21 protein-coding genes are annotated in these 24340 nt (G+C 68.1%); 16 read left to right on the top strand and 5 right to left on the bottom strand.

Going from position 1 to position 24340, the window contains the following annotated elements; translation table 11 throughout:
• The first annotated feature begins 2 nt into the window (after nucleotides 1–2).
• From paaC to BM133_RS34815, 12 genes are all read left to right on the top strand, one after another.
• Entirely contained in the window at nucleotides 3–776 is a 774-nt protein-coding gene (gene paaC, locus BM133_RS25290; RefSeq protein WP_093440006.1) for a 1,2-phenylacetyl-CoA epoxidase subunit PaaC, read from the top strand.
• Nucleotides 776–1300 carry a 1,2-phenylacetyl-CoA epoxidase subunit PaaD gene (paaD, locus tag BM133_RS25285; RefSeq protein WP_093440005.1) on the top strand — a complete coding sequence of 175 codons (525 nt, stop codon included), beginning with the start codon at nucleotides 776–778 and terminating at the stop codon, nucleotides 1298–1300. The genes paaC and paaD overlap by 1 nt, the downstream gene beginning before the upstream one ends.
• A 13-nt stretch (nucleotides 1301–1313) precedes the next feature.
• Nucleotides 1314–2399: a 1,2-phenylacetyl-CoA epoxidase subunit PaaE gene (gene paaE / locus BM133_RS25280; protein ID WP_093440002.1), complete on the top strand. Its 1086-nt coding sequence runs from the start codon at nucleotides 1314–1316 to the stop codon at nucleotides 2397–2399.
• Nucleotides 2400–2442: 43 nt separating this feature from the next.
• On the top strand, nucleotides 2443–3588 hold the full coding sequence (locus BM133_RS25275) for an ABC transporter substrate-binding protein (RefSeq protein WP_093440000.1): 1146 nt from the start codon (nucleotides 2443–2445) through the stop codon (nucleotides 3586–3588).
• A 198-nt stretch (nucleotides 3589–3786) separates the two neighbouring features.
• On the top strand, nucleotides 3787–4815 hold the full coding sequence (locus BM133_RS25270) for a branched-chain amino acid ABC transporter permease (protein ID WP_093439997.1): 1029 nt from the start codon (nucleotides 3787–3789) through the stop codon (nucleotides 4813–4815).
• The gene (locus BM133_RS25265) at nucleotides 4812–6722 is read left to right on the top strand and encodes a branched-chain amino acid ABC transporter ATP-binding protein/permease (RefSeq protein WP_093439995.1); all 1911 of its coding nucleotides are present in this window, start codon (nucleotides 4812–4814) and stop codon (nucleotides 6720–6722) included. Before BM133_RS25270 ends, BM133_RS25265 begins: the two co-directional genes overlap by 4 nt.
• Nucleotides 6719–7468: an ABC transporter ATP-binding protein gene (locus BM133_RS25260; RefSeq protein ID WP_093439993.1), complete on the top strand. Its 750-nt coding sequence runs from the start codon at nucleotides 6719–6721 to the stop codon at nucleotides 7466–7468. The genes BM133_RS25265 and BM133_RS25260 overlap by 4 nt, the downstream gene beginning before the upstream one ends.
• 24 nt (nucleotides 7469–7492) lie before the next feature.
• Nucleotides 7493–9544: a phenylacetic acid degradation bifunctional protein PaaZ gene (paaZ, locus tag BM133_RS25255; protein ID WP_093439990.1), complete on the top strand. Its 2052-nt coding sequence runs from the start codon at nucleotides 7493–7495 to the stop codon at nucleotides 9542–9544.
• Nucleotides 9544–10302: an SDR family NAD(P)-dependent oxidoreductase gene (locus BM133_RS25250; protein WP_093439987.1), complete on the top strand. Its 759-nt coding sequence runs from the start codon at nucleotides 9544–9546 to the stop codon at nucleotides 10300–10302. Before paaZ ends, BM133_RS25250 begins: the two co-directional genes overlap by 1 nt.
• A gap of 30 nt (nucleotides 10303–10332) precedes the next feature.
• The gene (locus tag BM133_RS25245; RefSeq protein ID WP_093439985.1) at nucleotides 10333–10893 is read left to right on the top strand and encodes a methyltransferase family protein; all 561 of its coding nucleotides are present in this window, start codon (nucleotides 10333–10335) and stop codon (nucleotides 10891–10893) included.
• 100 nt (nucleotides 10894–10993) lie between these two features.
• Nucleotides 10994–11797, top strand: a complete 804-nt coding sequence (locus BM133_RS25240; protein WP_093439982.1) for a CPBP family intramembrane glutamic endopeptidase — start codon at nucleotides 10994–10996, stop codon at nucleotides 11795–11797.
• Between the two features lie 455 nt (nucleotides 11798–12252).
• Complete coding sequence (locus BM133_RS34815) at nucleotides 12253–13794, top strand: PPC domain-containing protein (protein WP_143100216.1); 1542 nt, start codon at nucleotides 12253–12255, stop codon at nucleotides 13792–13794.
• 130 nt (nucleotides 13795–13924) lie between these two features.
• Here the strand turns inward: BM133_RS34815 and BM133_RS25230 are convergent, their stop codons facing one another.
• The gene (locus BM133_RS25230) at nucleotides 13925–14533 is read right to left on the bottom strand and encodes a flavin reductase family protein (RefSeq protein ID WP_093439977.1); all 609 of its coding nucleotides are present in this window, start codon (nucleotides 14531–14533) and stop codon (nucleotides 13925–13927) included.
• 87 nt (nucleotides 14534–14620) lie between these two features.
• Between BM133_RS25230 and BM133_RS25225 the strand changes: the two genes are divergently transcribed.
• Nucleotides 14621–15562, top strand: a complete 942-nt coding sequence (locus tag BM133_RS25225) for a class I SAM-dependent methyltransferase (RefSeq protein ID WP_093439975.1) — start codon at nucleotides 14621–14623, stop codon at nucleotides 15560–15562.
• Nucleotides 15563–15580: 18 nt separating this feature from the next.
• Here BM133_RS25225 and BM133_RS25220 read toward each other — a convergent pair whose 3' ends face one another.
• Together BM133_RS25220 and BM133_RS25215 are read right to left on the bottom strand one after the other, a co-directional pair.
• Complete coding sequence (locus BM133_RS25220) at nucleotides 15581–16870, bottom strand: aminotransferase class V-fold PLP-dependent enzyme (protein ID WP_093439972.1); 1290 nt, start codon at nucleotides 16868–16870, stop codon at nucleotides 15581–15583.
• Between the two features lie 4 nt (nucleotides 16871–16874).
• Nucleotides 16875–17774, bottom strand: a complete 900-nt coding sequence (locus tag BM133_RS25215; protein WP_093439970.1) for an amino acid ABC transporter substrate-binding protein — start codon at nucleotides 17772–17774, stop codon at nucleotides 16875–16877.
• A 144-nt stretch (nucleotides 17775–17918) separates the two neighbouring features.
• Between BM133_RS25215 and BM133_RS25210 the strand changes: the two genes are divergently transcribed.
• The 3 genes from BM133_RS25210 (at nucleotide 17919) to BM133_RS25200 (ending at nucleotide 21938) form a co-directional block, all read left to right on the top strand.
• On the top strand, nucleotides 17919–18845 hold the full coding sequence (locus tag BM133_RS25210) for a LysR family transcriptional regulator (RefSeq protein ID WP_093440394.1): 927 nt from the start codon (nucleotides 17919–17921) through the stop codon (nucleotides 18843–18845).
• A gap of 289 nt (nucleotides 18846–19134) precedes the next feature.
• The gene (locus BM133_RS25205) at nucleotides 19135–20664 is read left to right on the top strand and encodes an FAD-binding oxidoreductase (RefSeq protein WP_093440391.1); all 1530 of its coding nucleotides are present in this window, start codon (nucleotides 19135–19137) and stop codon (nucleotides 20662–20664) included.
• 14 nt (nucleotides 20665–20678) lie between these two features.
• Entirely contained in the window at nucleotides 20679–21938 is a 1260-nt protein-coding gene (locus BM133_RS25200) for a lactonase family protein (RefSeq protein WP_093439967.1), read from the top strand.
• Between the two features lie 3 nt (nucleotides 21939–21941).
• On the opposite strand, the gene BM133_RS25195 is transcribed toward BM133_RS25200, so the two are convergent.
• Together BM133_RS25195 and BM133_RS25190 are read right to left on the bottom strand one after the other, a co-directional pair.
• Entirely contained in the window at nucleotides 21942–23420 is a 1479-nt protein-coding gene (locus BM133_RS25195) for an N-acyl-D-amino-acid deacylase family protein (RefSeq protein WP_093439965.1), read from the bottom strand.
• Nucleotides 23417–24331, bottom strand: coding sequence for a MurR/RpiR family transcriptional regulator (locus BM133_RS25190; protein ID WP_093439963.1), 915 nt, complete (start codon nucleotides 24329–24331; stop codon nucleotides 23417–23419). Before BM133_RS25190 ends, BM133_RS25195 begins: the two co-directional genes overlap by 4 nt.
• Between the last annotated feature and the right edge of the window lie 9 nt (nucleotides 24332–24340).

Genomic DNA, 24340 nt, shown 5'->3' with positions numbered 1-24340 from the left:
TCATGCAAGCATCGATCGAACTGAACCGCACGCCCGCCGTGCAATACCTGCTGCGCATCGGCGACACGTGTCTCGTGCTCGCGCAGCGCCTGGGCGAATGGTGCGGCCATGCGCCCGTGCTGGAAGAAGACATCGCGATGGCCAACATCGCGCTGGACCTGGTCGGCCAGGCGCGTGGCCTGCTCACGCATGCCGGTCACATCGAGGGCCGCGAACACGACGAAGACCAGCTCGCCTACCTGCGCAACGAGCGCGACTACTTCAACCTCACGCTGGTCGAGCTGCCGCGCGGCGACTTCGCCTTTGCCGTGCTGCGCAACACCATGGTCGCCACGCTGCTCAAGCTGCTGTGGCAACGGCTTGCCGCATCGAGCGATGCCGAAGTGGCCGCCATCGCCGGCAAGGCCGTGAAGGAAGCGCGCTACCACCAGCAGCACTCGGCCGACTGGGTCGTGCGCCTGGGTGACGGCACCGATGAATCGCGCCGCCGCACCGAGAAGGCGTTGAAGCAACTGTGGCTCTACGTGCCCGAGCTGTTCGAGAGCGATGCGGTGGATGCAGAAGCCAGCGCGAGTGGCCTCGGCCCCGCGTGGAGCGAACTGCGCGAACCGTGGCTCGCCGAGATGCAGCAGGTGCTCGACGCCGCCGGCCTCGCGATGCCCAAGGAAGCCGCCTTCCGCAGCACCGGAAAGCAAGGCGTGCACAGCGAGCACATGGGCTATATCCTCACCGAGATGCAGCACCTGCAGCGCAGCTTCCCCGGAGGCGTGTGGTGATGAACGCGCTGGCTTCTCGCGTCGATGCGGCGTGGACCGTGCTGCACACGGTGCTCGACCCCGAGGTGCCCGCTGTGTCGGTGTGCGACCTGGGCATCGTGCGTGAGGTGATCGCGCATGACGACGGCCTGGAGATCGTGCTCACGCCGACCTATTCCGGCTGCCCCGCGACCGAAGCCATCGAGCACGACGTGCTGGCCGCCATCGAAGCGGCGGGCCTCGGCCGCGCACGCGCCACGCTGCGCCGCGCGCCCGCCTGGAGCAGCGACTGGATCAGCGACGAAGGCCGCGCGAAGCTCAAGGCCTACGGCATCGCGCCGCCGGCCCACCTCACGCCCGAAGCCGCCGCCCACACCGCAATGCCGATCAAGCTCTTCGGCCGCATCGCCGGCGAACGCATCGCCTGCCCGCGCTGCGCGAGCGAGCGCACCGAACGCCTCTCCGCTTTCGGCTCCACGGCCTGCAAGGCCCTGTATCGCTGCGTGGCCTGCCGCGAACCCTTCGAACACTTCAAGCCAATCTGAGACGTTCCCCACGATGAGCACCCTTTTCCACCCCCTGCGCGTGAAGGCCATCGAGCCCGACACGCACGAGGCCGTCATCGTCTCGTTCGAGGTGCCCACCGACCTGCAGGAAGTCTTCGGCTTCACGCAGGGCCAGTACCTGACCCTCCGCCACGACATCGACGGCCAGGACCTGCGCCGCTCCTATTCGATCTGCGCGGGCCTGGACGACGGCGAGCTGCGCGTGGGCGTGCGCAAGGTGCGCGGCGGCGTGTTCTCCAACTGGATCAACGCGAACCTGCAGCCGGGCGACACGCTGCAGGTGATGGCGCCGCAGGGCCGCTTCTTCGTGCCGATCGAGCCGGCCTCGGCCCGACACCACGTCGGCATCGCAGGCGGCAGCGGCATCACGCCGATCCTCTCGATCATGAAGACGGTGCTGGCGCGCGAGCCCGCGAGCCGCTTCACGCTGATCTACGGCAACCGGCAATTGCAGTCCACGATGTTCAAGGAAGAGCTCGAGGACCTGAAGAACCGCTACATGACGCGCCTCGTGCTGCTGCACGTGTTCTCCGACGAGCACACCGATTCGCCGCTGGGCTTCGGCGTGATGAACCGCGAGAAGATCGGCGAATTCCTCGCATCGGTGGTGCCGGCCAGGCGCATCGACCACGTGTACGTCTGCGGCCCGTTCCAGATGAACGACGAGGCCGAGGCCGCGCTGCTGGCGGCCGGCGTGCCGGAAGACCGCATCCACATCGAGCGCTTCGGCGTGGCACTGCCCTCGGCCACACAGGTCGGCGCCGTGGTGCACGAGCCGCTGCCGGGCGACGCCAAGCAGGCCCGCATCACCATCGTGCGCGACGGCTTGCAGCGCGAGATCACCTTCACCGAAGGCCAGCCCAGCATCCTCGACGCGGCCTCGGCCGCGGGCCTGGAAGTGCCGTTCTCCTGCACCTCCGGCGTGTGCGGCACCTGCCGCGCCAAGTGCGTGGACGGGGAAGTCCGCATGGAACGCAACTTCGCGCTCGACAAGAATGAAGTGGCCGCAGGATTCGTGCTGACCTGCCAGGCGCACCCCCTCACCGAACGTGTCACCTTGTCCTTCGACGAGCGTTGATACTTCAGGCCTCAACGATTTTTCAACCCGGAGACAAGCCCAAATGAAATTCTTCCAGCCTCTTCTGATCGCAGCGCTGTGCGCCACCGCCGCCGCGGCGTGGGCCGACGTCACCGTCGGCGTGACGGTGTCGGCCACCGGCCCGGCCGCCTCGCTCGGCATTCCAGAGAAGAACACCATCGCGCTGATGCCCAAGACCATCGGCGGCCAGAAGATCAACTACATCGTGCTGGACGATGCCTCCGACACCACCGCCGCCGTGGCCAACACCCGCAAGCTGATCGCCGAGAACAAGGTCGACATCGTGCTGGGCTCCACCACCACGCCCAACTCGCTGGCCATGATCGACGTGGTGAGCGAAGCCAAGACGCCGATGATCTCCATCGCCGCCTCGGCCCGCATCATCGAGCCGATGGACGCCAAGAAGAAGTGGGTCTTCAAGACGCCGCAGAACGACATCATGATGTCGCTGGCCATCGCCGAGCACATGGCCGCCAACGGCGTGAAGACGGTCGCCTACATCGGCTTCTCCGACGCCTACGGCGAAGGCTGGTCGGAAGAATTCGCCAAGGCCGCGGCGCTCAAGAAGATCACCGTGGTCGCCAACGAGCGCTTCTCGCGCAGCGACACCTCGGTGACCGGCCAGGCGCTCAAGATCATGGCCTCCAAGGCCGACGCCGTGCTGGTCGGGGGCTCGGGCACGCCGGCCGCGCTGCCGCAAAAGACGCTCAAGGAGCGCGGCTACACCGGCAAGATGTACCAGACGCACGGCGTGGCGAACGCCGACTTCCTGCGCGTCGGCGGCAAGGACGTGGAAGGCACCTTCCTGCCCGCGGGCCCCGTGCTCGTGGCCGACCAGTTGCCTGCCAGCAACCCGGTGAAGAAGTCTGCGCTGGCTTACGTGTCGGCTTATGAAGCGGCCAATGGCAAGGGCACCGTGTCGACCTTCGGTGCGCACGCGTGGGATGCGGGTCTCCTGATGACGTCGGCCGTTCCGGTCGCGCTGAAGAAGGCACAGCCGGGCACGCCGGAATTCCGTGCGGCGCTGCGCGATGCGCTGGAGCAGGTCAAGGAAGTGTCGGGCGCGCATGGCGTGTTCAGCATGACCGAGAAGGACCACCTGGGCCTGGACCAACGCGCCCGCGTGATGGTCAAGATCGAAAACGGCGCCTGGAAATACCAGCCCTGAAGGATTCCTGCCTTGCTCTCTCCCCCTCCGGGGAGGGCCGGGGCGGGGGCATGACTGCATCGACCTCCGCGCAGCCGTGAAGGCGGCGGCGGCCCCCATCCCAACCTTCCCCAGAGGGGGAAGGCGCAATGCAGCGCTGTGGCCGGCATGTGCGGCAGACACTGATTCGATACACGGGCCGAGCCCAAAGGTTCTTTTATGGATTTGCAGATCGCCCTGTTGTTGGGGCAGGACGGCATCGTCAACGGTGCCGTCTATGGATTGATGGCGCTCGCCCTCGTGCTGGTGTTCTCGGTCACCCGCGTCATCTTCATTCCCCAGGGCGAATTCGTCGCCTTCGGGGCGCTCTCGATGGCGATGCTGCAGGCCGGCCGCGTGCCGGCCACGCTGTGGCTGCTGCTCGCGCTCGCTGTGATGGTGCTGGTGGTCGAACTCTGGCGCTGGAAGCGCGGCGCGGTGGTCGACTGGGCCTCGGCGCTCGCATGGTGCGTGGTGCTGCCGCTGGCCGCTGCCGCGCTGGTGCTGCTGCTCAAGCCGACCTCGATGGCGGGTCAGACGCTCACCACACTCCTGCTCATCATGCCGCTCGGCCCGCTGCTCTATCGCCTGGCCTACCGGCCGCTGGCGGATGCCAACGTGCTGATGCTGCTGATCGTCTCGGTCGCGCTGCATGGCGTGCTCGTCGGCCTGGGCCTGCTGTTCTTCGGCGCCGAAGGCTCGCGCACCACGGCCTTCTCGGACGCGCGCTTCGACATCGGCGGCATCGCGGTCAGCGGGCAATCGCTGGTCGTCGTCGGCGTCACGCTGCTGCTGGTGATCGCGATGTTCCTGTTCTTCGGACGCTCGATGGTCGGCAAGGCGCTGCGCGCCACCGCCATCAACCGTGTCGGGGCACGGCTCTCGGGCATTCCCACCGAACTCTCGGGCGACCTGAGCTTCGCGCTCGCGGCGCTCATCGGCGCGGTGTCGGGCCTGCTCATCGCACCGATCACCACCGTCTACTACGACACCGGCTTCCTGATCGGCCTGAAGGGCTTCGTCGCGGCCATCGTCGGCGGCCTGGCGAGCTATCCGCTGGCGCTCGTGGGCGCGCTGCTGGTCGGGCAGCTCGAAGCCTTCGCCTCTTTCTGGGCCAGCCCGTTCAAGGAAGTGCTGGTCTTCACCCTGATCATTCCCGTGCTGTGGTGGCGGTCGCTCCGCAGCCATCATGTGGAGGACGAGGAATGAACCCGTCTCCGAATTCCGCCGCTCCCGTTGCAGTGAACGCGCCGCCCGCCGGCAAGCCGCTGGTCACGCCGCGCCAGCTCACGCTGGTCTTCGTCGTCGCGCTCGCGCTGGCCTGGGGCTTCCTGCCCGAGTTCACAGTGTCCGTGCTGAGCAACATCGGGCTCTATGCGCTGGTCGCGGCGGGCCTCGTGATGCTCACCGGCGTGGGCGGCATGACCTCCTTCGGCCAGGCCGCGTTCGTCGGCATGGGTGCGTATGCCACCGCGTGGATCTGCACCTCGCCCACCGCCGCTGCGTGGATGGGCAACGCGGTGAGCCCCGCGCTGCTGCCATGGGCCGGCCTCGCGCTGGGCCTGGTCTTCACCTTCGCGCTCGCCTGGGCGCTGGGCGCGGTCACGCTCAAGCTGCAGGGCCACTACCTGCCGCTGTGCACCATCGCCTGGGGCCTTGGCCTTTACTACCTGTTCGGCAACATGGAGTTCCTGGGCGGGCAGACCGGCATCACCGGCGTGCCGCCGCTGGTGGTCGCGGGCTTTTCGCTCGCCACGCCGCGTGCGCTGGGCGTGGTGATCTGGGCCGTGCTGCTGCTCGCGCTGTGGGCCATGCACAACCTGCTCGACTCGCGCGAAGGCCGCGCCATCCGCGCGCTCAAGGGCGGGCGTCTCATGGCCGAGTCGATGGGCGTCGATACGGCGCGCCACCGCATCAAGCTCTTCGTGCTGGCCGCGCTGCTCGCGGCGGTGTCGGGCTGGCTCTATGCGCACCTGCAGCGCTTCGTGAACCCGACGCCCTTCAACCTGAACATCGGCATCGAGCTCCTGTTCATGGCGGTGGTCGGCGGTGCGGGGCACCTGTGGGGCGCGGTGCTCGGCGCGGCGCTCATCACGCTGCTGAAAGAGAAGCTGCAGGACGTGCTGCCCGCGCTGCTGGGCACCAGCGGCAACTTCGAAGTGATCGTGTTCGGTTTGCTCATGCTCTTCGTGCTGCAGCGCTTTGCGGACGGCCTCTGGCCCACGCTGGCACGGCTGGCGAGCCGCTGGGTGCGCGACGACACGCGCAAGGTTGCGCCTGCCGCGGTGCACCCCTCCACGGTGCAGCTCGCGCAGCGCGCGCTGCCCGCATCGGGCGAGCTGCTGCTCGAAGCCAGCGACGTGAGCAAGCGTTTCGGCGGCCTCGTCGCCAACAACGCGATCTCGATGACGTTGAAGGCCGGCGAGATCCACGCGCTGATCGGCCCGAACGGCGCCGGCAAGAGCACCTTCTTCAACATGATCTCGGGCGTGGACGATCCGACCTCGGGCGAGGTGCGGCTCTGCGGCCAATCGATGGCGACCCGGCCTTCGCGCGCCTTCGCCGCCCTGGGCCTGGGCCGCACCTTCCAGCACGTGCGCCTGCTCGGCCAGCGCAGCGTGGTCGAGAACGTCGCGCTCGGCGCCCACCTGCGTGCGAAGCGCGGCTGGCTCGCCGCGATGCTGCGATGGGACCGCGCCGAAGAAGCCGCGCTGATGGCCGAGGCCCGCCGGCAGATCGAACGCTGCGGCCTCGGCGCGCACGCCGACACGCCGGCCGCGTCGCTCTCGCTCGGCCAGCAGCGCGTCGTGGAAATCGCGCGCGCCCTGGCCGGCCAGCCCTCGGTGCTGCTGCTCGACGAGCCCGCCGCGGGCCTGCGCCACCTGGAAAAGCGCGCCCTCTCCGTGCTGCTGAGCCAGCTGCGCGCCGAGGGCCTGGGCATCCTGGTGGTGGAACACGACATGGAATTCGTGATGAACCTGGCCGACCGCATCACGGTGCTGGAGTTCGGCACCGTCATCGCCACCGGCACGCCCGCCGAAGTGCAGGCCAACCCGCGCGTGCTGGAGGCCTACCTCGGCGGCGCCGACGACGAACTGCTGGAAGACGCACGATGACCGCTCCCCTCCTCCAACTCCAGGACTTCTGCGTCGCCTACCGCACCGTGGAAGCGGTGCACAGCGTGCGCCTGCATGTGAACGAAGGCGAGATCGTCACCGTCATCGGCCCCAACGGCGCGGGCAAGACCACGCTCCTGTGCGCGGCGATGGGCCTCTTGCCTTCGACAGGCGCGCTCACGCTCTCGGGCCAACGCATCGCGCGTCCCGGTGTCGAGACCATGGTCGCGCGCGGCGTGGCGCTCGTGCCCGAGCGGCGCGAGCTGTTCGGCGAGATGTCGGTCGAAGACAACCTGCTGCTCGGCGGCTTCTACCAGTGGCGCAAGGGCAAGCGCGACCAGCGCGCGCGCATGGAGGAGGTGTTCGCCATCTTCCCGCGCCTGCGCGAGCGCAAGCCGCAGATGGCCTCCACGCTCTCGGGCGGCGAACGCCAGATGCTGGCCATCGGCCGCGCGCTGATGGCGCGGCCCCGCCTGCTGATGCTCGACGAGCCCTCGCTGGGCCTCGCGCCGCTGGTCGTGCGCGAGGTGCTGCGCGTGGTCTCGCAACTGCGAAGCCATGGCGTCTCGGTGCTGCTCGTGGAGCAGAACGCGCGCGCCGCGCTGCAGGTGGCCGACCGCGCCTACGTGCTGGAGATGGGCGCCGTGGCGCTCGAAGGCAATGCGCGCGAGCTGCTGCACGACCAGCGAATCATCGACACCTACCTGGGCATCGGCAACCGCAACGCGGAACCCGCCGTCGCCTGAACCCCAAGACGTTCAAGGACTTCCATGACCACCCTTCAAAGCTACATCGCCGGCCGCTGGATCGGCAAGGAAAGCGCGCAGCAGCTGCGCAGCGCCGTCAACGGCAAGCCCGTGGCCGCGACGCATGCCGAGGCGATCGACTTCGCCGAAGCGCTGCAGTACGCGCGCCGCACCGGCATCCCCGCGCTCATGAAGCTGGACTTCCAGCAGCGCGCCGAGCGCCTGAAGGCGCTGGCCAAGTACCTCGCCGCGAACAAGGAAACGCTCTACGCCGTCTCGGCCCACACGGGTGCCACGCGCGCCGACAGCTGGATCGACATCGAAGGCGGCGCCGGCACGCTGAGCGCCTATGCCGGCATCGGCTCCAACGAGCTGCCCTCGGGCAACCTCGTGCACGAAGGCCCGGCCTTTTCGCTCGGCAAGAAGGGCGGTTTCGCGGGCACGCACATCCTGGTGCCGCGCGGCGGCGTGGCGGTGCACATCAACGCCTTCAACTTTCCGGTCTGGGGCCTGCTCGAGAAATTCGCGCCCAGCTTCCTCGCCGGCATGCCGTGCATCGGCAAGCCGGCCTCGGCCACCAGCTACCTCACCGAGGCGGCCGTGCGGCTCATCGTGCAGTCGGGCATCCTGCCCGAGGGCAGCCTGCAGCTGGTGATCGGCGGCACGGGCGATTTGCTCGATCGCCTCGAAGGGCCGGACGTGGTCACCTTCACCGGCTCGGCCGACACCGCGGCCAAGCTGCGCGTGCATCCGAACATCGTGCGCCAGTCGATCCCGTTCAACGCCGAGGCCGACTCGCTCAACTGCGCGATCCTCGCGCCCGACGTGACGCCCGACGACGAGGAGTTCGATCTCTTCGTGAAGGAAGTGGCGCGCGAGATGACCACCAAGGCCGGCCAGAAGTGCACCGCGATCCGCCGCGCGATCGTGCCGCGCCAGCACCTGGATGCGGTGGCCGAGCGCCTGCGCGCGCGCCTGGCAAAGACGGTCATCGGCGATCCGTCGCGCGAAGAGGTGCGCATGGGCGCCCTCGCCTCGCACGCGCAGCAGGCCGACGTGGCCGAGCGCGTGGCCACGCTGCTGCAGGGCGCCGAACTGGTCTACGGCGAGCGCGACGGCTTCTCGCCAGTGGGCGATGGCGTGGCCGAAGGCGCCTTCTTCGCGCCCACGCTGCTCCTGAGCCGCAAGCCGCTGGAACACGACGCCGCGCACGACGTCGAGGCCTTCGGCCCCGTCAGCACGCTGATGCCCTATGACGGCATCGACGAAGCGCTGGCCCTGGCCGCACGCGGCCGCGGCAGCCTCGTCGGCACGCTGGTCACGCGCGACCCCGCCATCGCGGCCAAGGCCATTCCGGTGGCCGCCGCATGGCACGGCCGCCTGCTGGTGCTGGACCGCGAGGCCGCCGTCGAATCGACTGGCCACGGCTCGCCGCTGCCGCAGTTGAAGCACGGCGGCCCCGGCCGGGCGGGCGGCGGCGAAGAGCTCGGCGGCCTGCGCGCCGTCAAGCACTACCTGCAGCGCGCCGCGGTGCAGGGCTCGCCGACGATGCTGGCTGCGATCACCGGCGAACACGTGCGCGGCGCGGCCGTGCGCGAGAGCGACGTCCACCCGTTCCGCAGCTACTTCGAGGACCTGCGCATCGGCGACTCGCTGCTCACGCACCGCCGCACCGTCGGCGAGGCCGACATCGTGGCCTTCGGCGGCATCTCGGGCGACTATTTCTACATGCACTTCGACGAGGTCGCGGCCAAGGAATCGCCCTTCGGCAAGCGCATCGCGCACGGCTACTTCGTGCTGTCGGCGGCGGCGGGCCTGTTCGTCTCGCCCGCGCCGGGCCCGGTGCTCGCCAACTACGGCCTGGACACGCTGCGCTTCGTCAAGCCCGTGGGCATCGGCGACACCATCCGCGCGCGCCTCACTTGCAAGCGCAAGATCGACCGCAACAAGAAGGACGCGAGCGGCCAGGGCCAGGGCGTGGTGGCCTGGGATGTCGAGGTGACGAACCAGGAGGGCGAGGTGGTCGCCAGCTACGATATCCTGACCCTCGTCTCCAAGAAACCGGAAGCCACCTGATGTTCGATCTCACAGGCAAAGTCGCGCTCGTCACCGGCGGCAACGGCGGCATAGGCCTGGGCATGGCGCAAGGCCTTGCGAAGGCCGGCGCCCGCGTCATCGTTGCGGCACGCAATGCGCAAAAGTCGGCCGCTGCGGTCGAGGCGCTGAAGGCGTTGGGCAGCGACAGCTTCGCGCTCGAAGTCGATGTGAGCGACGAAGCCTCGGTGCAGAAGGCATTCGACGAAGCGGCCGCGCGCAGCGGCCGGCTCGACATCCTCGTGAACAACGCCGGCACCACGGTACGCAAACCCGTCGACCAGCTGTCCCTGGACGAGTGGAACAAGGTGCTGGGCACCAACCTCACGAGCGCCTTCCTGTGCAGCCGCGCCGCGCACCCGCACCTTCAGCGCGCGGGCGGCGGCAAGATCATCAACATCGGCTCGATGATGTCGATCTTCGGCGCACCCTACGCGCCGGCCTACGCCGCGAGCAAGGCGGGCATCGTGCAGCTGACCAAGTCGACCGCGCTCTCGTGGGCGGCCGACAACATCCAGGTCAACGCGATCCTGCCCGGCTGGTTCGAGACCGAACTGACCGATGGCGCGCGCAGCCAGATTCCGGGCCTGTACGACCGCGTGGTGGCCCGCGCCGCCGCCGGCCGCTGGGGCCAGCCGGCCGACATCGCCGGCACGGCGGTGTTTCTCGCGAGCCCCGCCTCGGACTACGTGACCGGCACCGCGATTCCGGTCGATGGCGGGTTTTCTATCTCTGGCTGAAGGCGGGCGGCGCGTGTAAATTCGGCCGCCATGCTCTTCTGGCTCCAGCTCCTTCTTCTCGTCGCCGGCACCGCCGCCCTGCTGTACGTCTCGCGCGGCCCGCTGCGGCAGCCCGGCTCGCACGGCTTCTACCGCTTCTTCGCGTGGGAATGCATGCTGGTGCTGATCGTGGTGAACCTGCCGGTGTGGCATGTCGATCCGTTCTCGGTGACGCAGATTCTTTCCTGCATATTCCTGGCGCTGTCGATCTGGCTGCCGATCCACGCGGTGCGGCTGCTCAAGGCCAAGGGCAAGCCGAGCGATGCGCGCAATGACGACCCCGCGCTCTACGGCTTCGAGAAGACCTCCTCGCTGGTGACCTCCGGCGCCTTCCGCTACATCCGCCACCCGATGTACACCGCGCTGATGCTGCTGGCCTGGGGCGCCTTCCTCAAGCAGTTCACCTGGCTCACGCTGGCGCTGGTGCTGGCCGCCACGCTGCTGCTGGTGCTCACCGCGCTCAGCGACGAGAAGGAATGCATCTCGCATTTCGGCGACACCTACCGCGACTACATGCGCCGCACGCGGCGCTTCATTCCGTTCGTGCTGTAGTTGGCCATTCGGGCGCGGGATGCGTCCGTTCTATGGCGGGGCGACGGTAATATGCGCGGCCTTCCCCGCCCCCACCCACCGCACACTCCGCGCCCACTTCATGCCCTCCCCGAAAAGCACGGCCTTTCCCTCCGCCGTGCAGGCCGTCCTGCTGTTCGTGGCGCTGTTTCTCTGCGAACTCGTCGTGGGTGCCGCGCTGCGCGACGCCAACGGCTGGCTCGGGCTGAACGGCATGCAGCTGGGCGTGCTCTCCACGGTGCTGGGCAACGGCTGCGTGTTCGCGGTGGTGATGCACTACCAGCAGCTCACGTACCGCCAGCTCTTCCACCCCTCGCCGATTTCCGTGCGAACCACGCTGACGACGGTCGTGCCACCGGCGCTGCTGCTCGTGCCGGCGCTGATGATGACGGTGATCGCGGCGCTCAACCTCCTGGTGCTGGTCGCGCCGCTCTCGCCGTGGGAAGAATCCCTGTTCAGCCGCATGGCCGACGGCAGCGTCGCCGCCACGCTGGCGGTGTGCGTCGTGGCACCGCTGCTCGAGGAGATGCTGTTTCGCGGCATCGTGCTGCGCGGCTTCCTGCAGCGCTATGCGCGCTGGCATGCCATCGTCGGCTCAGCCGTGCTGTTCGGGGCCGCGCACCTGAACATCTACCAGTTCCTCGTCGGGCTGGTGCTGGGCCTGGTGCTCGGCTGGCTCTACGAGCGCACCCGCTCGCTCATCCCGTGCATCGCGCTGCATGCCACCTACAACACCGGCACGTTGTTCGTCGGCGACTGGCCCACGGACGCGTCGAGGGCGGACACGGTGTGGACCGTGCTGCTGGTCGTGGTGGCGGCCGTCGTGGGCACGCTGGCCTTGCGGCGCATGCTGGTGGCGCCCAAGGCGCGCAAGCGCGGGCCCTGAACCGCCAGCGCCAGCGGCAAGGTGTGTTCGAGGCTCGGCGCATCGCGCGGCGCGATGGCGGCGCCGAATCCTGCGCGGCAGCAACGCGTCGAAGCGCTTGCCTTCCGCAACCGCAACGGTCAGGTGGCGCTACTGAAAATCGATGACAGGAAGCCCACACCCGCAAACCAAAGTCCTGGTACCCAGGCCGCCCCGGGAACTCGGTGTGGAACGCGAACGACAAGTCCCTCTGCGCAGCGACTTCATCGACCAGGATTTCACGATCTCGCAGGCCGGTGGGGCATACGCTGGCGCCTGGGGAAGCCATTCGGGGTGCGGAGGGTCCGCCGGCGATACGGGGTGTCGCGACGCATCGATGCGCCGATCCGGACGAAACCAGCGACCTGTCTTTCTTCGACCCGTCCATCCGTCGAAGAGCCCATCGTGGCAATCACAACTTTGGAAAGAAGGAATCCATGCCTCATCCCTTGCTGAAACGACTTTGGATCTCGCTGGCCTGCCTGCCCGGACTGGTCTTTGCGCCGGCCGGGCAGGCGGTGCCGCTCGGAGATCCCGTCATGGTGAACACCGACACGGCCGGCAATCAAACGTCCGGTTTGTTCGCCGCAGGATTCAACGGAGAAAAACTCCTCATCTGGAGAGATGGCGCAGCAAATGCCACGTACGCCCAAAGAATAAAGTCATCGGGATCGCCTTTTCTGACAAAACAGCAAATCCAACTTCCTCCAACATATTCGAAACTCTCCGTCGACCGCACCGGCAATTTCGTTCTGGCGGGTCAAACCGGAATATCCGGAATGGTCATGGCCTATGACAGGAGCGGAAATCTGCTGTCCAATTTCAGCCCGACCCCCGATTCATTGAATGCGGCTGCCAGCATGGATACGGATGGCAATATGACCGTAGCCTATTCGTACCCCAACGTATTCAATGTTCCCCGAAATCTTGCCATCAGGAGATTCAATACCAGCGGAACGCCAATCGGCCCTGAAATCATCGTTGCAACGGGTCCCGTGGATACGCTCTCCGGCCCCAATTCAATTGCCACGGACAGTGCCGGAAATATCGCATTGCTATGGACGAGCCGAGCCGGTTCTTCGGCACCGGCCTATAGCGTGATGCAGCGCTTCAGCCGCGCAGGTGTTGCGCTGACTCCGGTCATTGTCGCCAGCCATGCCTCGACAGGAGTGCATATGGCCGGCAGTATTGCCATGGAACCCGGAGGGAAATCCGTCGTCGTCTGGACCAATGCCTTTCCCAATGGGTCGAATTCCACTTATATCGTTTATGCCCGGGCCTTCGACGCGAATGGCAATCCCACCGGAAACGGAAGTACGCGAGTCAATCAAAGCCTTGTCGATTTTTATTCCGAGCCCACCGCGGCAATTGCGGAGAATGGCGATTTTGTCGTTTCGTGGGTCGCACCAAAAGGCGTGATCGGCGGTGGCCCGGACTCTGCATTGGCGGCCAGACAATTCCACGGCGATGGAACGCCGATCACCAACGAATCGAGAGTCGACCCGCCTCTGATTCAACCAGCATCCAGCCCGCATCTGGCAATGGACCCGGTGGGAAATTTTGCAGTGGCATGGACCAGCGGCTCGCCTGCCGACGGCCCCGGGACTGGATGGGACGCCATGGTGCGCACCTTCAAGATGGACACCCGGCCACCCATTACCCAGCTCGTGGACAACCGGGCCGTCCAAGGCCTGGCAGGCGACACCGGCAGCTGGAGCTACTACAGGCTCACAGTGCCCCCAGGCGTCAGGCAGTTGAACATCGACATGACCGGCCCCGTCGGCGGTGGCGATGGCGACATGTACGTCCGCTTCGGCGGACTCCCGTCGCTGACAGCTTGGGACCAGCGCCCCTACGTCAACGGCAGCAACGAATCCGTCGGGATCAGCAATCCCCCGCCCGGCGATGTCTACATCGGGATCCACGGACGCAGCGCGTACGCATCGATCGGACTGACCGCCGGCTATTACTACCCTTGAGACGGGTCAGGCATGGCCGGCACTTTCGCCACCCGCATGTGCGAACGCGGCCTCCTCTCCTGCCGATCGGCGCCGCCGTCCTGCTCGCCCCTGGGTGCCGGAAGCCACGCTGGCCTTGCCGACGCGCCAGCTAGCGCTGCACCGGCGGCAGTGGCCGCGCATCCACCGCCTCGCCATCGACGATGAAGTGCCCGCCTGCCACGTGGTGCAGCGTGCGCAGGTCGTCATGGCCGGTGAAGTTCCAGCGCCCGTCGGCGAACACGCGCACATCGGCCTGCGCGGCGATCACTTCGCCGAGGAAGAGGTCGTAGCGCTCCTGGATCGGCGGCTCGGGCAACAGACGGCATTCGAGCCAGGCCGCGCAGCCTTCGAGCAGCGGCGCATCGGTTGCCGTGCCGGCGAAAGTCTGAAGGCCATACGCGGCGAACTTGTCGCGCCCCGAGGTTTCGACGATCTCCCGGCCCGAGCTGTTGCCCAGTGCCTCCGTCAGGTCGAGTTGCGCGCGCGTGGGCACCTGCAGCGCGAAGGTGCCCGCGCCTTCGAGCAGCACGCGCGTCCAGGTGCTCTTGTCGAGCACCACGGCCACCTTGGGCGGATCGAAGTCCAGCGGCATCGCCCACGCGGCCGCCATGATGTTGCGCTGCCCGCCATGCGCGGCGCTCACGAGCACGGTGGGGCCGTGGTTCAGGAGGCGATAGGCCTTGGCGAGCGGAACGGGGCGGCGGTGGGAGGCGGTCATGAAGGTCGTCGTCGGAGAATGAAGTAGAACCCGCGGCAAGCGTCGCACAAAGCCCGCTGCCCGTCATCCCCAGCCCGGAGCCTCCCCATGGACCCATCCAAAGCCAGCTACACCGCCCTCGTCACCTCGCTGATGCGCGCGCTTCACACACGCGGCGATCCCGCGCCGCTGCTGGACGACCCGTGGGGCGACCGCCTCGTGCCGGAGTCCGTGCAGGCTGGCCTCCGCGAGCGGGCGATGGCGCGGCTGGACCCCGCGGTGCGCGCCGAGGCCGCGCCGGCCCAGGTGCTGGACGCCGCGATGCGCGCGAACGCGGCCTATCCCGGCGTCATCCTGCGCAGCCGCTACACCGAAGACATGCTGGAGGCCGCGGTCTCGCGCGGCATCACGCAGTACGTGCTCATCGGCGCGGGCTTCGACAGTTTTCTTTGCCGCCGCCCGGCGTGGGCCGAAGGGCTGCAGGTTTATGAAGTGGACCATCCCGCGACGCAGCAGTTGAAGCGCGAGCGCCTGCGGCACTGCGGCATCGCCGAATCCGACGACGTGCATTTCGTGGCGGCGGACCTGTCCGAGGAGACGCTGCAGTCGGCCCTTGCACGCTCTTCCTTCGATCCGGCGCAACCGGCCTTCTTCTCGTGGCTCGGCGTCACCGTGTACCTCACGCGCGAGGCCAATCTTGCGACGCTGCGCGCCATTGCCACGGTTGCGCCGGCGGGGAGCGAACTGGTCTTCACCTACATCGACGAAGCGGCGCTGCAGCCCGGCCATGCGGGCACCGAGGGGTTCCGGAAGCTCCGCAGCGATGTGTCTTCCGTCGGCGAGGCATTCCTTTCGGGCTTCGATCCGGCGACGCTCGATGCGCTGCTGCTGGAGACCGGCCTCGTGCTGACCGAGGACCTGGACGGCGACGAGACCGTGGCCCGGTACGACGCGGCGGGGGTCAACGGCCTGCAGCGGGCCGGCGCGGGGCACATCGCCCACGCGCGCGTGGCTGCGCGCATGGTCAGCACAGCCGCGCCTGCCGCCTGAACTCGCTCGGCTGCGCGGCTACAGCGCCGCGATCTCCTGCGTGACCCGCAGGAATTTCTCCATGTCGGCCATCGAGTGGCAATGCAGCGGCGAGACGCGCACCGTGCCTTCGAGCCCGAAGGACTCCAGCATCCGCTTCGAGTAGATGCTGGTCGCCACGCGCTCGTACACCGTGACGCCGCGCTTGCCGTACTCCACCACCGCCTGCGTGCAGTCGATGCGGTCGAAGCCGATGCCCAGGATCAGGTCGCGCCGGGTGAGGTCTTCGTGGTCGAGGAACACTTCGACGCCCCGCATCTCGCGCAGCCCGGTCGCGTTGCCGATGCCGTCGAGCAGCGCGGCGAGCAGCGCGCGCTCGTGCAGCTCGATGCGGCCGATGCCTTCGACGAACAGCGCGCGGCGCTCGGTGGCATCGGTGAACTGGCCGCCGATCCAGCACACGTAGTCGACGATCTCCGTGAGCGCGGCGAACTGCCACGGCGCCGAACTGCCCAGGTCCCAGAAGTCCGGCTTCTTGCCCGCGAGCTTGTGGTGCGGCAGCACGGCCGCGCGCTCGGACATCCACGAGAGCCCCGAGCCGCGGCAGCCGAAGAACTTGTAGGGCGCGAGGTTGATGCCGTCCACCGGCGTCTTCTGCAAATCGATGAGGCCGTGCGGCGCGTGCTGCACCGCGTCCACCAGGATGTACAGGTCGGGCTTTATTGCGCGCGCGCGGCGCACGATCTCGGCCATGTCTAGCTTGGCGCCCGAGATGTTCGAGGCGTAGATCACGTTCAGGAGGCACGTGTCCTTGTCCACGAGGCGCACGATCTCCTCGACATCGACGCCGCCCGTCACCGGGTTGCTCCTGGCCACGCGCAGCTCGCGGCCGAGCCGGCTCGCGTAGAGGCTCATCGCATCGAAGGCCGAGGGATGCTCCAGCACGGTCGTCACCATGTTCGTGCCCGGCACGTTCTCGGCCACCGCGCGCACCATGTCGAACATGGCGCCCGAGGCGGTGAGCGAGGCATAGACGCTGCCGCCCTGCGCATGGAGGATGGTGCGCAGGTCCTCGCCGGCCTTCGCCTGGATCTGCTGCAGCTCGACGGCGGTCGCGTGGATGCGCTCGGCGTTGTCGGGAATCGCATCGACCGCTGCGAAACGCTCGGCCGCAGCCTTGAGCCGGAACGAGCCGCCGGCGTTGTCGAAGTACAGGCGCTCACGGCCGTGGTGGTCGTGGTCCACGAGCAGGAAGCGCGCCTTCACCTCGCGCATCAGCGCATCGGAAAACGCGAGGCCGCGGGGGTGGTCCAAAAGTGTGGTCGCCATGTGCTCAGACGCCCTTGTTGTTCGGGTTCTTGTAGATGTCGCGCACCGCGTCGGACATCGGGAAATTCAGGTTCGCGTTCTTCGGCGGAATCGGCGACATGAACCACTTCGCGTAGAGCTGGTCGATGGCGCCCGACTTCATGAGGCCGCCGACCGTTTCATCGACCAGCGCCTTGAACTGCGGATCGTCCTTGCGCAGCATGATCCCGTAGGGCTCCTGGCGCAGCGACTCCTTCAGGAGCTTGTAGTCGCCCGGGTTGGTGGCGCTGGCGACCATGCCGGCGAGCTGCACGTCGTCCAGCACGTAGGCGTCGGCGCGGCCGGTCGAGAGCAGCAGGAAGCCGTCGGAGGTGTCCTTGCCCGCGATCTCGTTCACTTCGATCGTGCCGCTCTTGCGCGCGCCGCGCAGCAGCTGGATCGAGGTGCTGCCCGAGACGGTGGCGACGTTCTTGCCGTTGAGGTCGGCGAAGGTGTTGATGCCCGAGCTCTTGCGCACCGCGGCGGTGATGTTGGTCACGAAGTGGCTGGGCGCGAAATCGACCTGCGCCTGGCGCTGCGTGGTGTTGGTGGTGGTCGCGCAATCCAGGTCGACGGTGCCGTTCTGCAGGAGCGGAATGCGGTTGGTCGAGTTGAGCATCGTGTAGCGCACGTCGATCTTCGCGAGACCCAGCTTGGCCTTCACCGCATCGACGATCTTCAGGCAGATGTCGTTGGTGAAGCCGATGGGCGCGCTGTCGGCGCTCAGCTTGTAGGAGAACGGGATCTGGCTGTCGCGCGCGCCGATCTGGATCGTGCCGCTCTCCTTGATCTTCTGCAGGGTGCCGCCGTCCTGGGCGCTGGCGGGGGCGCAGGTGAAGGCGAGGGTGAGTCCCAGGGCGAGAGGCAGCAGTTTGAAGAAGTCCATGGCGTGTATTCCTTGGTTTGCAGTGACGGGTGGGCTGGGCGAATCTTCGGCGTCGCGATGAATTTCTAAAAGCGATTTTTTGTGATCGAATTGCATGAGCAAAAGCGTTCTTTCAGGCCGTTCCCAGAGGAGAGCCGCACCGTGATAACCTTCAAGCAACTCGAAGCCCTCTACTGGATCGGCCAGCTCGGCGGCTTCGCGCAGGCGGCGAACCAGCTGCACACCTCGCAGTCGGCCGTGTCCAAGCGGGTGCATGAACTGGAGCTGCTGTTCGACACCGAGCTCTTCGACCGCAGCCAGCGCACCGCGCGCCTCACCGAAAAGGGCGAGGAGATGTTCGTGCTCGCCAAGAAGCTGCTGGAACAGCGCGATGCCGCGGTCGAGCAGTTCGGCAAGCCCGGCGTGGTGGAGCGGCGCATCCGCATCGGCGTGACCGAGCTCACCGCGATGACGTGGCTGCCGCGCCTGGTCGGGCTGATCCAGCAGCACTACCCCAAGGTGATCCTGGAGCCCGACGTGGACGACAGCCTGCAGCTGCGCGACAAGCTGCTGGTCGATGCGCTCGACGTGGTCATCGTGCCCGACACCTTCGCCGACTCGCGCATGCAGAGCAAGGTCATCGGCAAGGTCAAGAGCGCGTGGATGTGCAAGCCCGGTGTCGTGCAGACGACGGGCACCGTGCGGCTGCACGACCTGGCGCGCCACCGCATGCTGGTGCAAGGCAACAACTCGGGCACCGGGCGCGCCTACGACGCGTGGATGAAGGACCAGGGCGTGCAGCCTTCCAACGTGATCGTGGTGAGCAACCTCGTGGCGCTCACCGGGCTCACCGTGTCGGGGCTGGGCGTGAGCTACCTGCCGCGCGAATGCCTCGCGCCGCTGGTGGCGGCCGGCATGCTCGCGGTGATCGAGGTCACGCCGCCGCTGCCGGTGGTGCGCTACGTGGCGATGCACAAGGGCGAGCACCGCAGCGCGCTCACCTCTTCGATCGTGATGCTGGCGCAGGAGTGCTGCGAATTCACGCGCATGTTCCAGGCGCAGGCGGAAGACGAAGAGGCCGCGGCGCGCTGAGTTCGCGAGCGCCGTCCCCGGCCCTTTGTTGCGCAGCGAACGCCGTGTTCGCTACGGGAAAAGCACATGCCTTGCGGGCGCAGTGCGCCTGAAAATCTATTTCAATATTCCCGGAATTGACGGCAATATGAGCGCCATCTCGCGATATTCAGTTCGATTCGGCAGAAATAAGAAAAAACCTTTCACTTTTCAGCCGAACCGGCAAATGAATACCCGCGCATAGGACGCAACGCAGGCCCCTTCCCTTCTTCGGCTCCCACCGTCGCAAGACGTCCCTCAGAAAGTGCCCATGACCATCACCGTGACACGCCAGGATGCGCGCTACAACACCCTGAAAAAGGGCTTCAACCTGCGATGGCCCTCGGCAGAGTCGGACGCGGCTTCGCGCATCGAACTGGCGGAGAACGCGACCGATGCCGCCGCGGCGTTGCAGCGCATCGTCGATGCGGGCCTGCGCCCCACGCTGCGCAGCGGTGGGCATTGCTACGAAGACTTCGTCTCCAACAACCCCGACGGCGCGATCCTCGACCTGAGCCTGCTCTCCGGCGCGAGCACCCACAAGACCGACGGGCGCTACCGCATCGGCCCCGGCACGCAGAACTGGAACGGCTACCTGGAGCTGTACAAGCAGAGCAACGTCACGCTGCCCGGCGGCTCGTGCTATTCGGTGGGCGCGGGCGGGCACATCTGCGGCGGCGGCTATGGCCTCCTGTCGCGCCTGCAAGGGCTCACGGTCGACTGGCTCTCCGCGGTGGACATCCTCACGGTCGATGCGCGCGGCAAGGTCGTGCCGCGCACGGTGGATGCGGCCCGCGAGCCCGAGCTGTTCCGCGCCTGCCGCGGCGCGGGCGGCGGCAACTTCGGCGCGATCACCAGCTATGTGTTCGATACGCTGCCGACAGCGCCGCGCGAAGTGGCGATCGCGGTGGTCGCGTTCGACTGGGCCACCATGACGCCCGCGCGCTTTGCCGAACTGCTCTCCATCTACGGCGACTACTGGGCCACGCGCGGCAAGGCGCCCGACACCTGGGGCATGTTCTCGCTGCTCAAGCTCACGCACCGCTCGTCGGGCCAGGTCGTGATGCTCACGCAGTTCTGCAACCCCGACGGCACCTGCAACGACCTCTCGGTGCTCAACGATTTTCTCGATCGCTTCCGCGCCTGCGCACCGGTGCCCCTGAAGGGCCGCCCGCCCGGCGTGGGCCCGGCGCCGCAGCGCGATGCGGGGCAACTGCTGTGCGCCAAGCCGCACACCGTGACGCGCTACGACTGGCTCACGGCCACGCAGTACCTCAACGGCTCGGGCGAGAACCAGCGCGGCAAATACAAGTCGGCCTACATGAAGCAGAACTTCAGCGCCCGCGAGGCGCAGCGCATCTACGCGCACCTCACGCGCACGATGCCCGGTGTCGATCTGAGCCAGTCGCTGGTGCAGGTCGATTCCTATGGCGGCGCAGTCAACAAGCCCGAGCGCATCGGCGACACCGCCGTGCCGCAGCGCGCCTCGATCATGAAGCTGCAGTACCAGACCTACTGGCGCAGCGCGGCGGACGATGCGGGTCACCTGCGCTGGATCGGCGACTTCTACCGCGACGTGTACGGCACGCCGGACGTGCCCGAGCGCTACGCCGGCACGCCCTACCCCGGCGAGCGCTACGAAGGCTGCTACATCAACTACCCGGACAACGACATGCTGGCGTACCCGTTCTGGCCGCAGCTCTACTACGGGGACCAGGGGCTCCATGGCTTCCTGCAGAAAGTGAAGCGGCGCTACGACCCGAACAACATCTTTCACCATGCCATGTCGGTGCGGCCGTGAACGAGAGGAAACCCATGACACACAGCCCCAGCCAACCCGGCCAGAACCGCCGCGCCGTCATGCAGTGGATCGGCGGCGCCTCCGCGCTCGGCGCGTTGACGCCCTTGGTCCCCGCCGGCGCGCAGACCCCGGACACCGCGAGCGGCAGCCCGGCCATCGGCAATGCGCCGGCGCCACGCTTCGCCTACGTCGGCACCTACACCTTCGACGCGCCCGGCGGCACCGCGGGCGGGCCGGCCTCCAAGGGCATCTACGTGCTCGCGATGCGGGACGGCGGCTGGACGCCGGTGCAGACCGTGGCGAGCGCGAACCCTTCGTTCCTCGCGGTGCATCCGAGCCGGCGCTTTCTCTACGCGATCAACGAAATCGACACCTACCAGGGCCTGCCCACCGGCACGGCCGAGGCCTATGCGATCGATGCGAACGACGGGCGCCTCACGCTGCTCGACCGCCAGCCGCTCTCGCTCTCGGGCGTGATCCCGGCGCACGTGGCCGTGTCGCCCGATGGCCGCGCGCTGGCCGTGGCGCTGTATGGCGGCGGCGCCTACAACGTGCTGCCCATCGGGGCGGACGGCAGGCTCGGCAAGGTCTCGGGCATCGAGAAGGAAACCGGCGCCGGGCCCGACACCGAACGCCAGGAATCGCCGCATCCGCACATGGTGCTGTTCGACGCCTCGGGTCAGCGCCTGCTCGCCACCGACCTCGGCACCGACCGCATCAACGCCTTCACGCTGGCCGAGGGCAAGCTGGCCTTGCTCGGCCGCACATCCGTCGCGCCCGGCAGCGGCCCGCGCCACCTGGCGCTGCATCCATCGCAGCGCTTCCTGTACCTGGTGAGCGAGCTCGATGCCACGGTCGCCTCCTTCGGCTACGACGCGGCGAGCGGCAAGGTCGGCGAACAGCGCCAACGCGTCTCGACCTTGCCCGAGGGCTACAGCGGCCAGAAGAGCGCGGCGGCGCTGGTGATGCATCCCTCGGGGCAATTCCTCTACGCGACCAACCGCCGCTTGAAGTCGGACCACCCGATGGCCGACAGCATCGCCGCGTTCCGCATCGACGCGGGCAACGGCGCGCTGACGCCGCTGCAGCACTGGAGCGAAGGCCTGCACTTTCCGCGCGCGCTGGCGATGGCGCCGGGGGGCGGCCACCTCTATGCGCTCAGCCAGAAGGGCGACACCCTCCTGCGGCTGCGCATCGACCCCGCGAGCGGCCGGCTCGACCAGCCCGTGCAGGTGGCGCAGGTGCCTACGCCGGTGTGCCTGGTGTTTGCCTAGCCTTCAGCTTCCGCGCGTGAGCATCCGGCCCGCGCGCGCCAGCACCTTCGCTTCGCCCTCGCCGCCGCGATAGGCCAGCACGCCGTTCACGAACACGCGCTCGACGCCCACGCTCACGCCGTGCGGCTTGTCGTAGGTCGCGGTGTCGGCGATGGTCTCGGGGTCGAACACGACCACGTCGGCCATCGTGCCGACACGCAGCAGGCCGCGGTCCGCGATGCGCAGGTTGCGCGCGGTCATGCCGGTCATCTTGTGCACGGCCTGCTCCAGCGTGAACAGGCGGCGCTGGCGCCAGTAGCGCGCGAACACCCGAGGGAACGCGCCCCACAGCCGCGGATGCGGATGCCGGTCGTGCGGCAGGCCGTCGCTGCCGATCATGGTGAGCGGGTGCGCGATGACGCGCTCCACGTCCTCTTCCTGCATCTGGAAATAGCACGCGCCGCCGGGCTTCAGGCGGAGGCACGCCTCCTGCTCGGTGGTGCCCCATTCACGCGCGATGTCGGAGACCAGGCGCCCGGTCATCTCGGGATGCGGGTCGGACCAGGTCAGCAGCACGTCGATGACGCCGTCCACCAGGTCTTCGCGCAGCACGGTGGAGCCGGCCACGTAGGGGTACACGTCCATCGCGATCTGCTGGCGCTGTGCGAGCGATTCGATCAGCGGCAGCGTCTCTTTCGTGCGGCCCCAGTTCGCGGGACCGGCGCACTTGTGGTGCGAGATGACCAGCGGCACGCCGGCGTCGAAGGCCGAGTCGCCGGCCTCGTGCAGCGCCTCGATGATCTGCTGCATCTCGCTGCGCAGGTGCGTGGCGTACACGCCGCCGTGGCGCGCCACGACGCGCGCGAGCGCGGTCACTTCTTCTGCCGGCGCGGCGAAGGCTTCTTCGTAGAACAGGCCCGACGACATGCCGTGCGCGCCATCGGCCATGCAGCTGTCCAGGAGCGCCTCCATGCGCGCGAGTTCGTCGCCGCTCGCGGGCCGGTCCAGTGCCTGCATCGTCGCGAAGCGCAGCGTGGTGTGGCCCACGAGCGCGGCCACGTTGAGCGCGGGCTGCGTCGCATCGACGGCGGCGCGGTACTCGGCCATGGTTGCGTGCCTGAACGAATCGGCGCCCAGCAGCGTGAGCGGCGGCTTCGACTGGGGCGTGCGGTACGGCGCGAGCGAGATGCCGCAGTTGCCCGTCACCACGGTGGTGATGCCCTGCGACACCTTGGGCAGGCACAGCGGGTCGCGCAGCACGATCGCGTCGTCGTGCGTGTGCGCGTCGATGAAGCCGGGCGCGATCACCTTGGCGCGGCAATCGACGATGTCGAGGTCGGCAACGCTCAAGCCCTCGGGCAGCCGGCCGCGGAGGCCCTCGCCGAGCGCGAGGATGCGGTCGCCCTGCAGCAGCACGTCGCCGGGCCACGAGGGTCCGCCCGAACCGTCGACCACGAGGCCGGCTTCGAGCAGTATGGCTTTCACGGCTTTCGGCTCGCTCACGATGCGCGCCCTCCTTTTTCGTTGATGCCGCCGCCGTCCCAGCTTTGCAGCGGGTGCGTGGTGGCGTCGATGCCGTGGCGCTGGAAGGCTTCGCGTGCGCGCTGCAGGCGCTGCACGGCCGGTTCGCCGCGTCGCTGCGCGACCAGCACCGTGAGGATCTCGATGGCGGTGAGGTGCGTGAGGTAGGCGTCGATGCCCACGTGCATCACCGCGTCGTCGGGCACCGAAAGGCCCAGCAAAAAGTCGGCCTTCGCCGCGAGCGCCGTGCCGGGCCGCGTGAGCGCGACCACCTTGGCGCCCTGCCCGCGCGCGATGTCCACCGCGTCCAGCAGCGAGGGCATGCCGCCCACGTGCGAGATGGCGATGACCACGCCGCCCGGCCGCTGCGCCGCGCCGGCCACCTGCTGCAGGTGATAGTCGGCCCAGGCATTGGCCGAGAGGCCGAGGCGGAACAGCCGCGCCTGCAGGTCGTTGGCCATGAACCACGAGGTGGCGCCCGCGCCGTACAGGTCCACGTGCGGCGCCGCCGCGATGGCCGCCACGGCGCCGTCGAGCACCTGCATGTCGAGCTGGCCGCGCACGCCCGAGACCGAGGCCGCCGCGCTGCGCGCGATCTTGCCGACCACTTCGTCGGCCGCGTCCTCGATGTTGACGCGGCGGTGCAGCGGCGAACCGCCGAGCGCCAGCTCCTGCGCGAGCGCGAGCTTGAACTCGCGCAGGCCCGCAAAGCCCAGGTCGCGGCAGGTGCGCATGATGGTGGGCACCGAGCTGCGCGAGCGCTCGGCCAGTTGCTCGAAGCTCTCTTCGAGCGCGCGGTCGGGGTCTTCGAGGATCAGGTCGAGAATCGCGCGCCGCGTGGCTGGCGCGCTGCTGCGAAGCTCGGCGATTTTCTGAAGCAGGGAGGGCGTCATCGGTGCGGT

Origin of the sequence: Variovorax sp. 770b2, from assembly GCF_900115685.1 — a bacterium.
Classification (GTDB): Bacteria; Pseudomonadota; Gammaproteobacteria; order Burkholderiales; family Burkholderiaceae_C; genus Variovorax.
The sequence above is the reverse complement of the archived record's forward strand: the minus strand, read 5'-3'. Positions and strand labels throughout refer to the sequence as shown.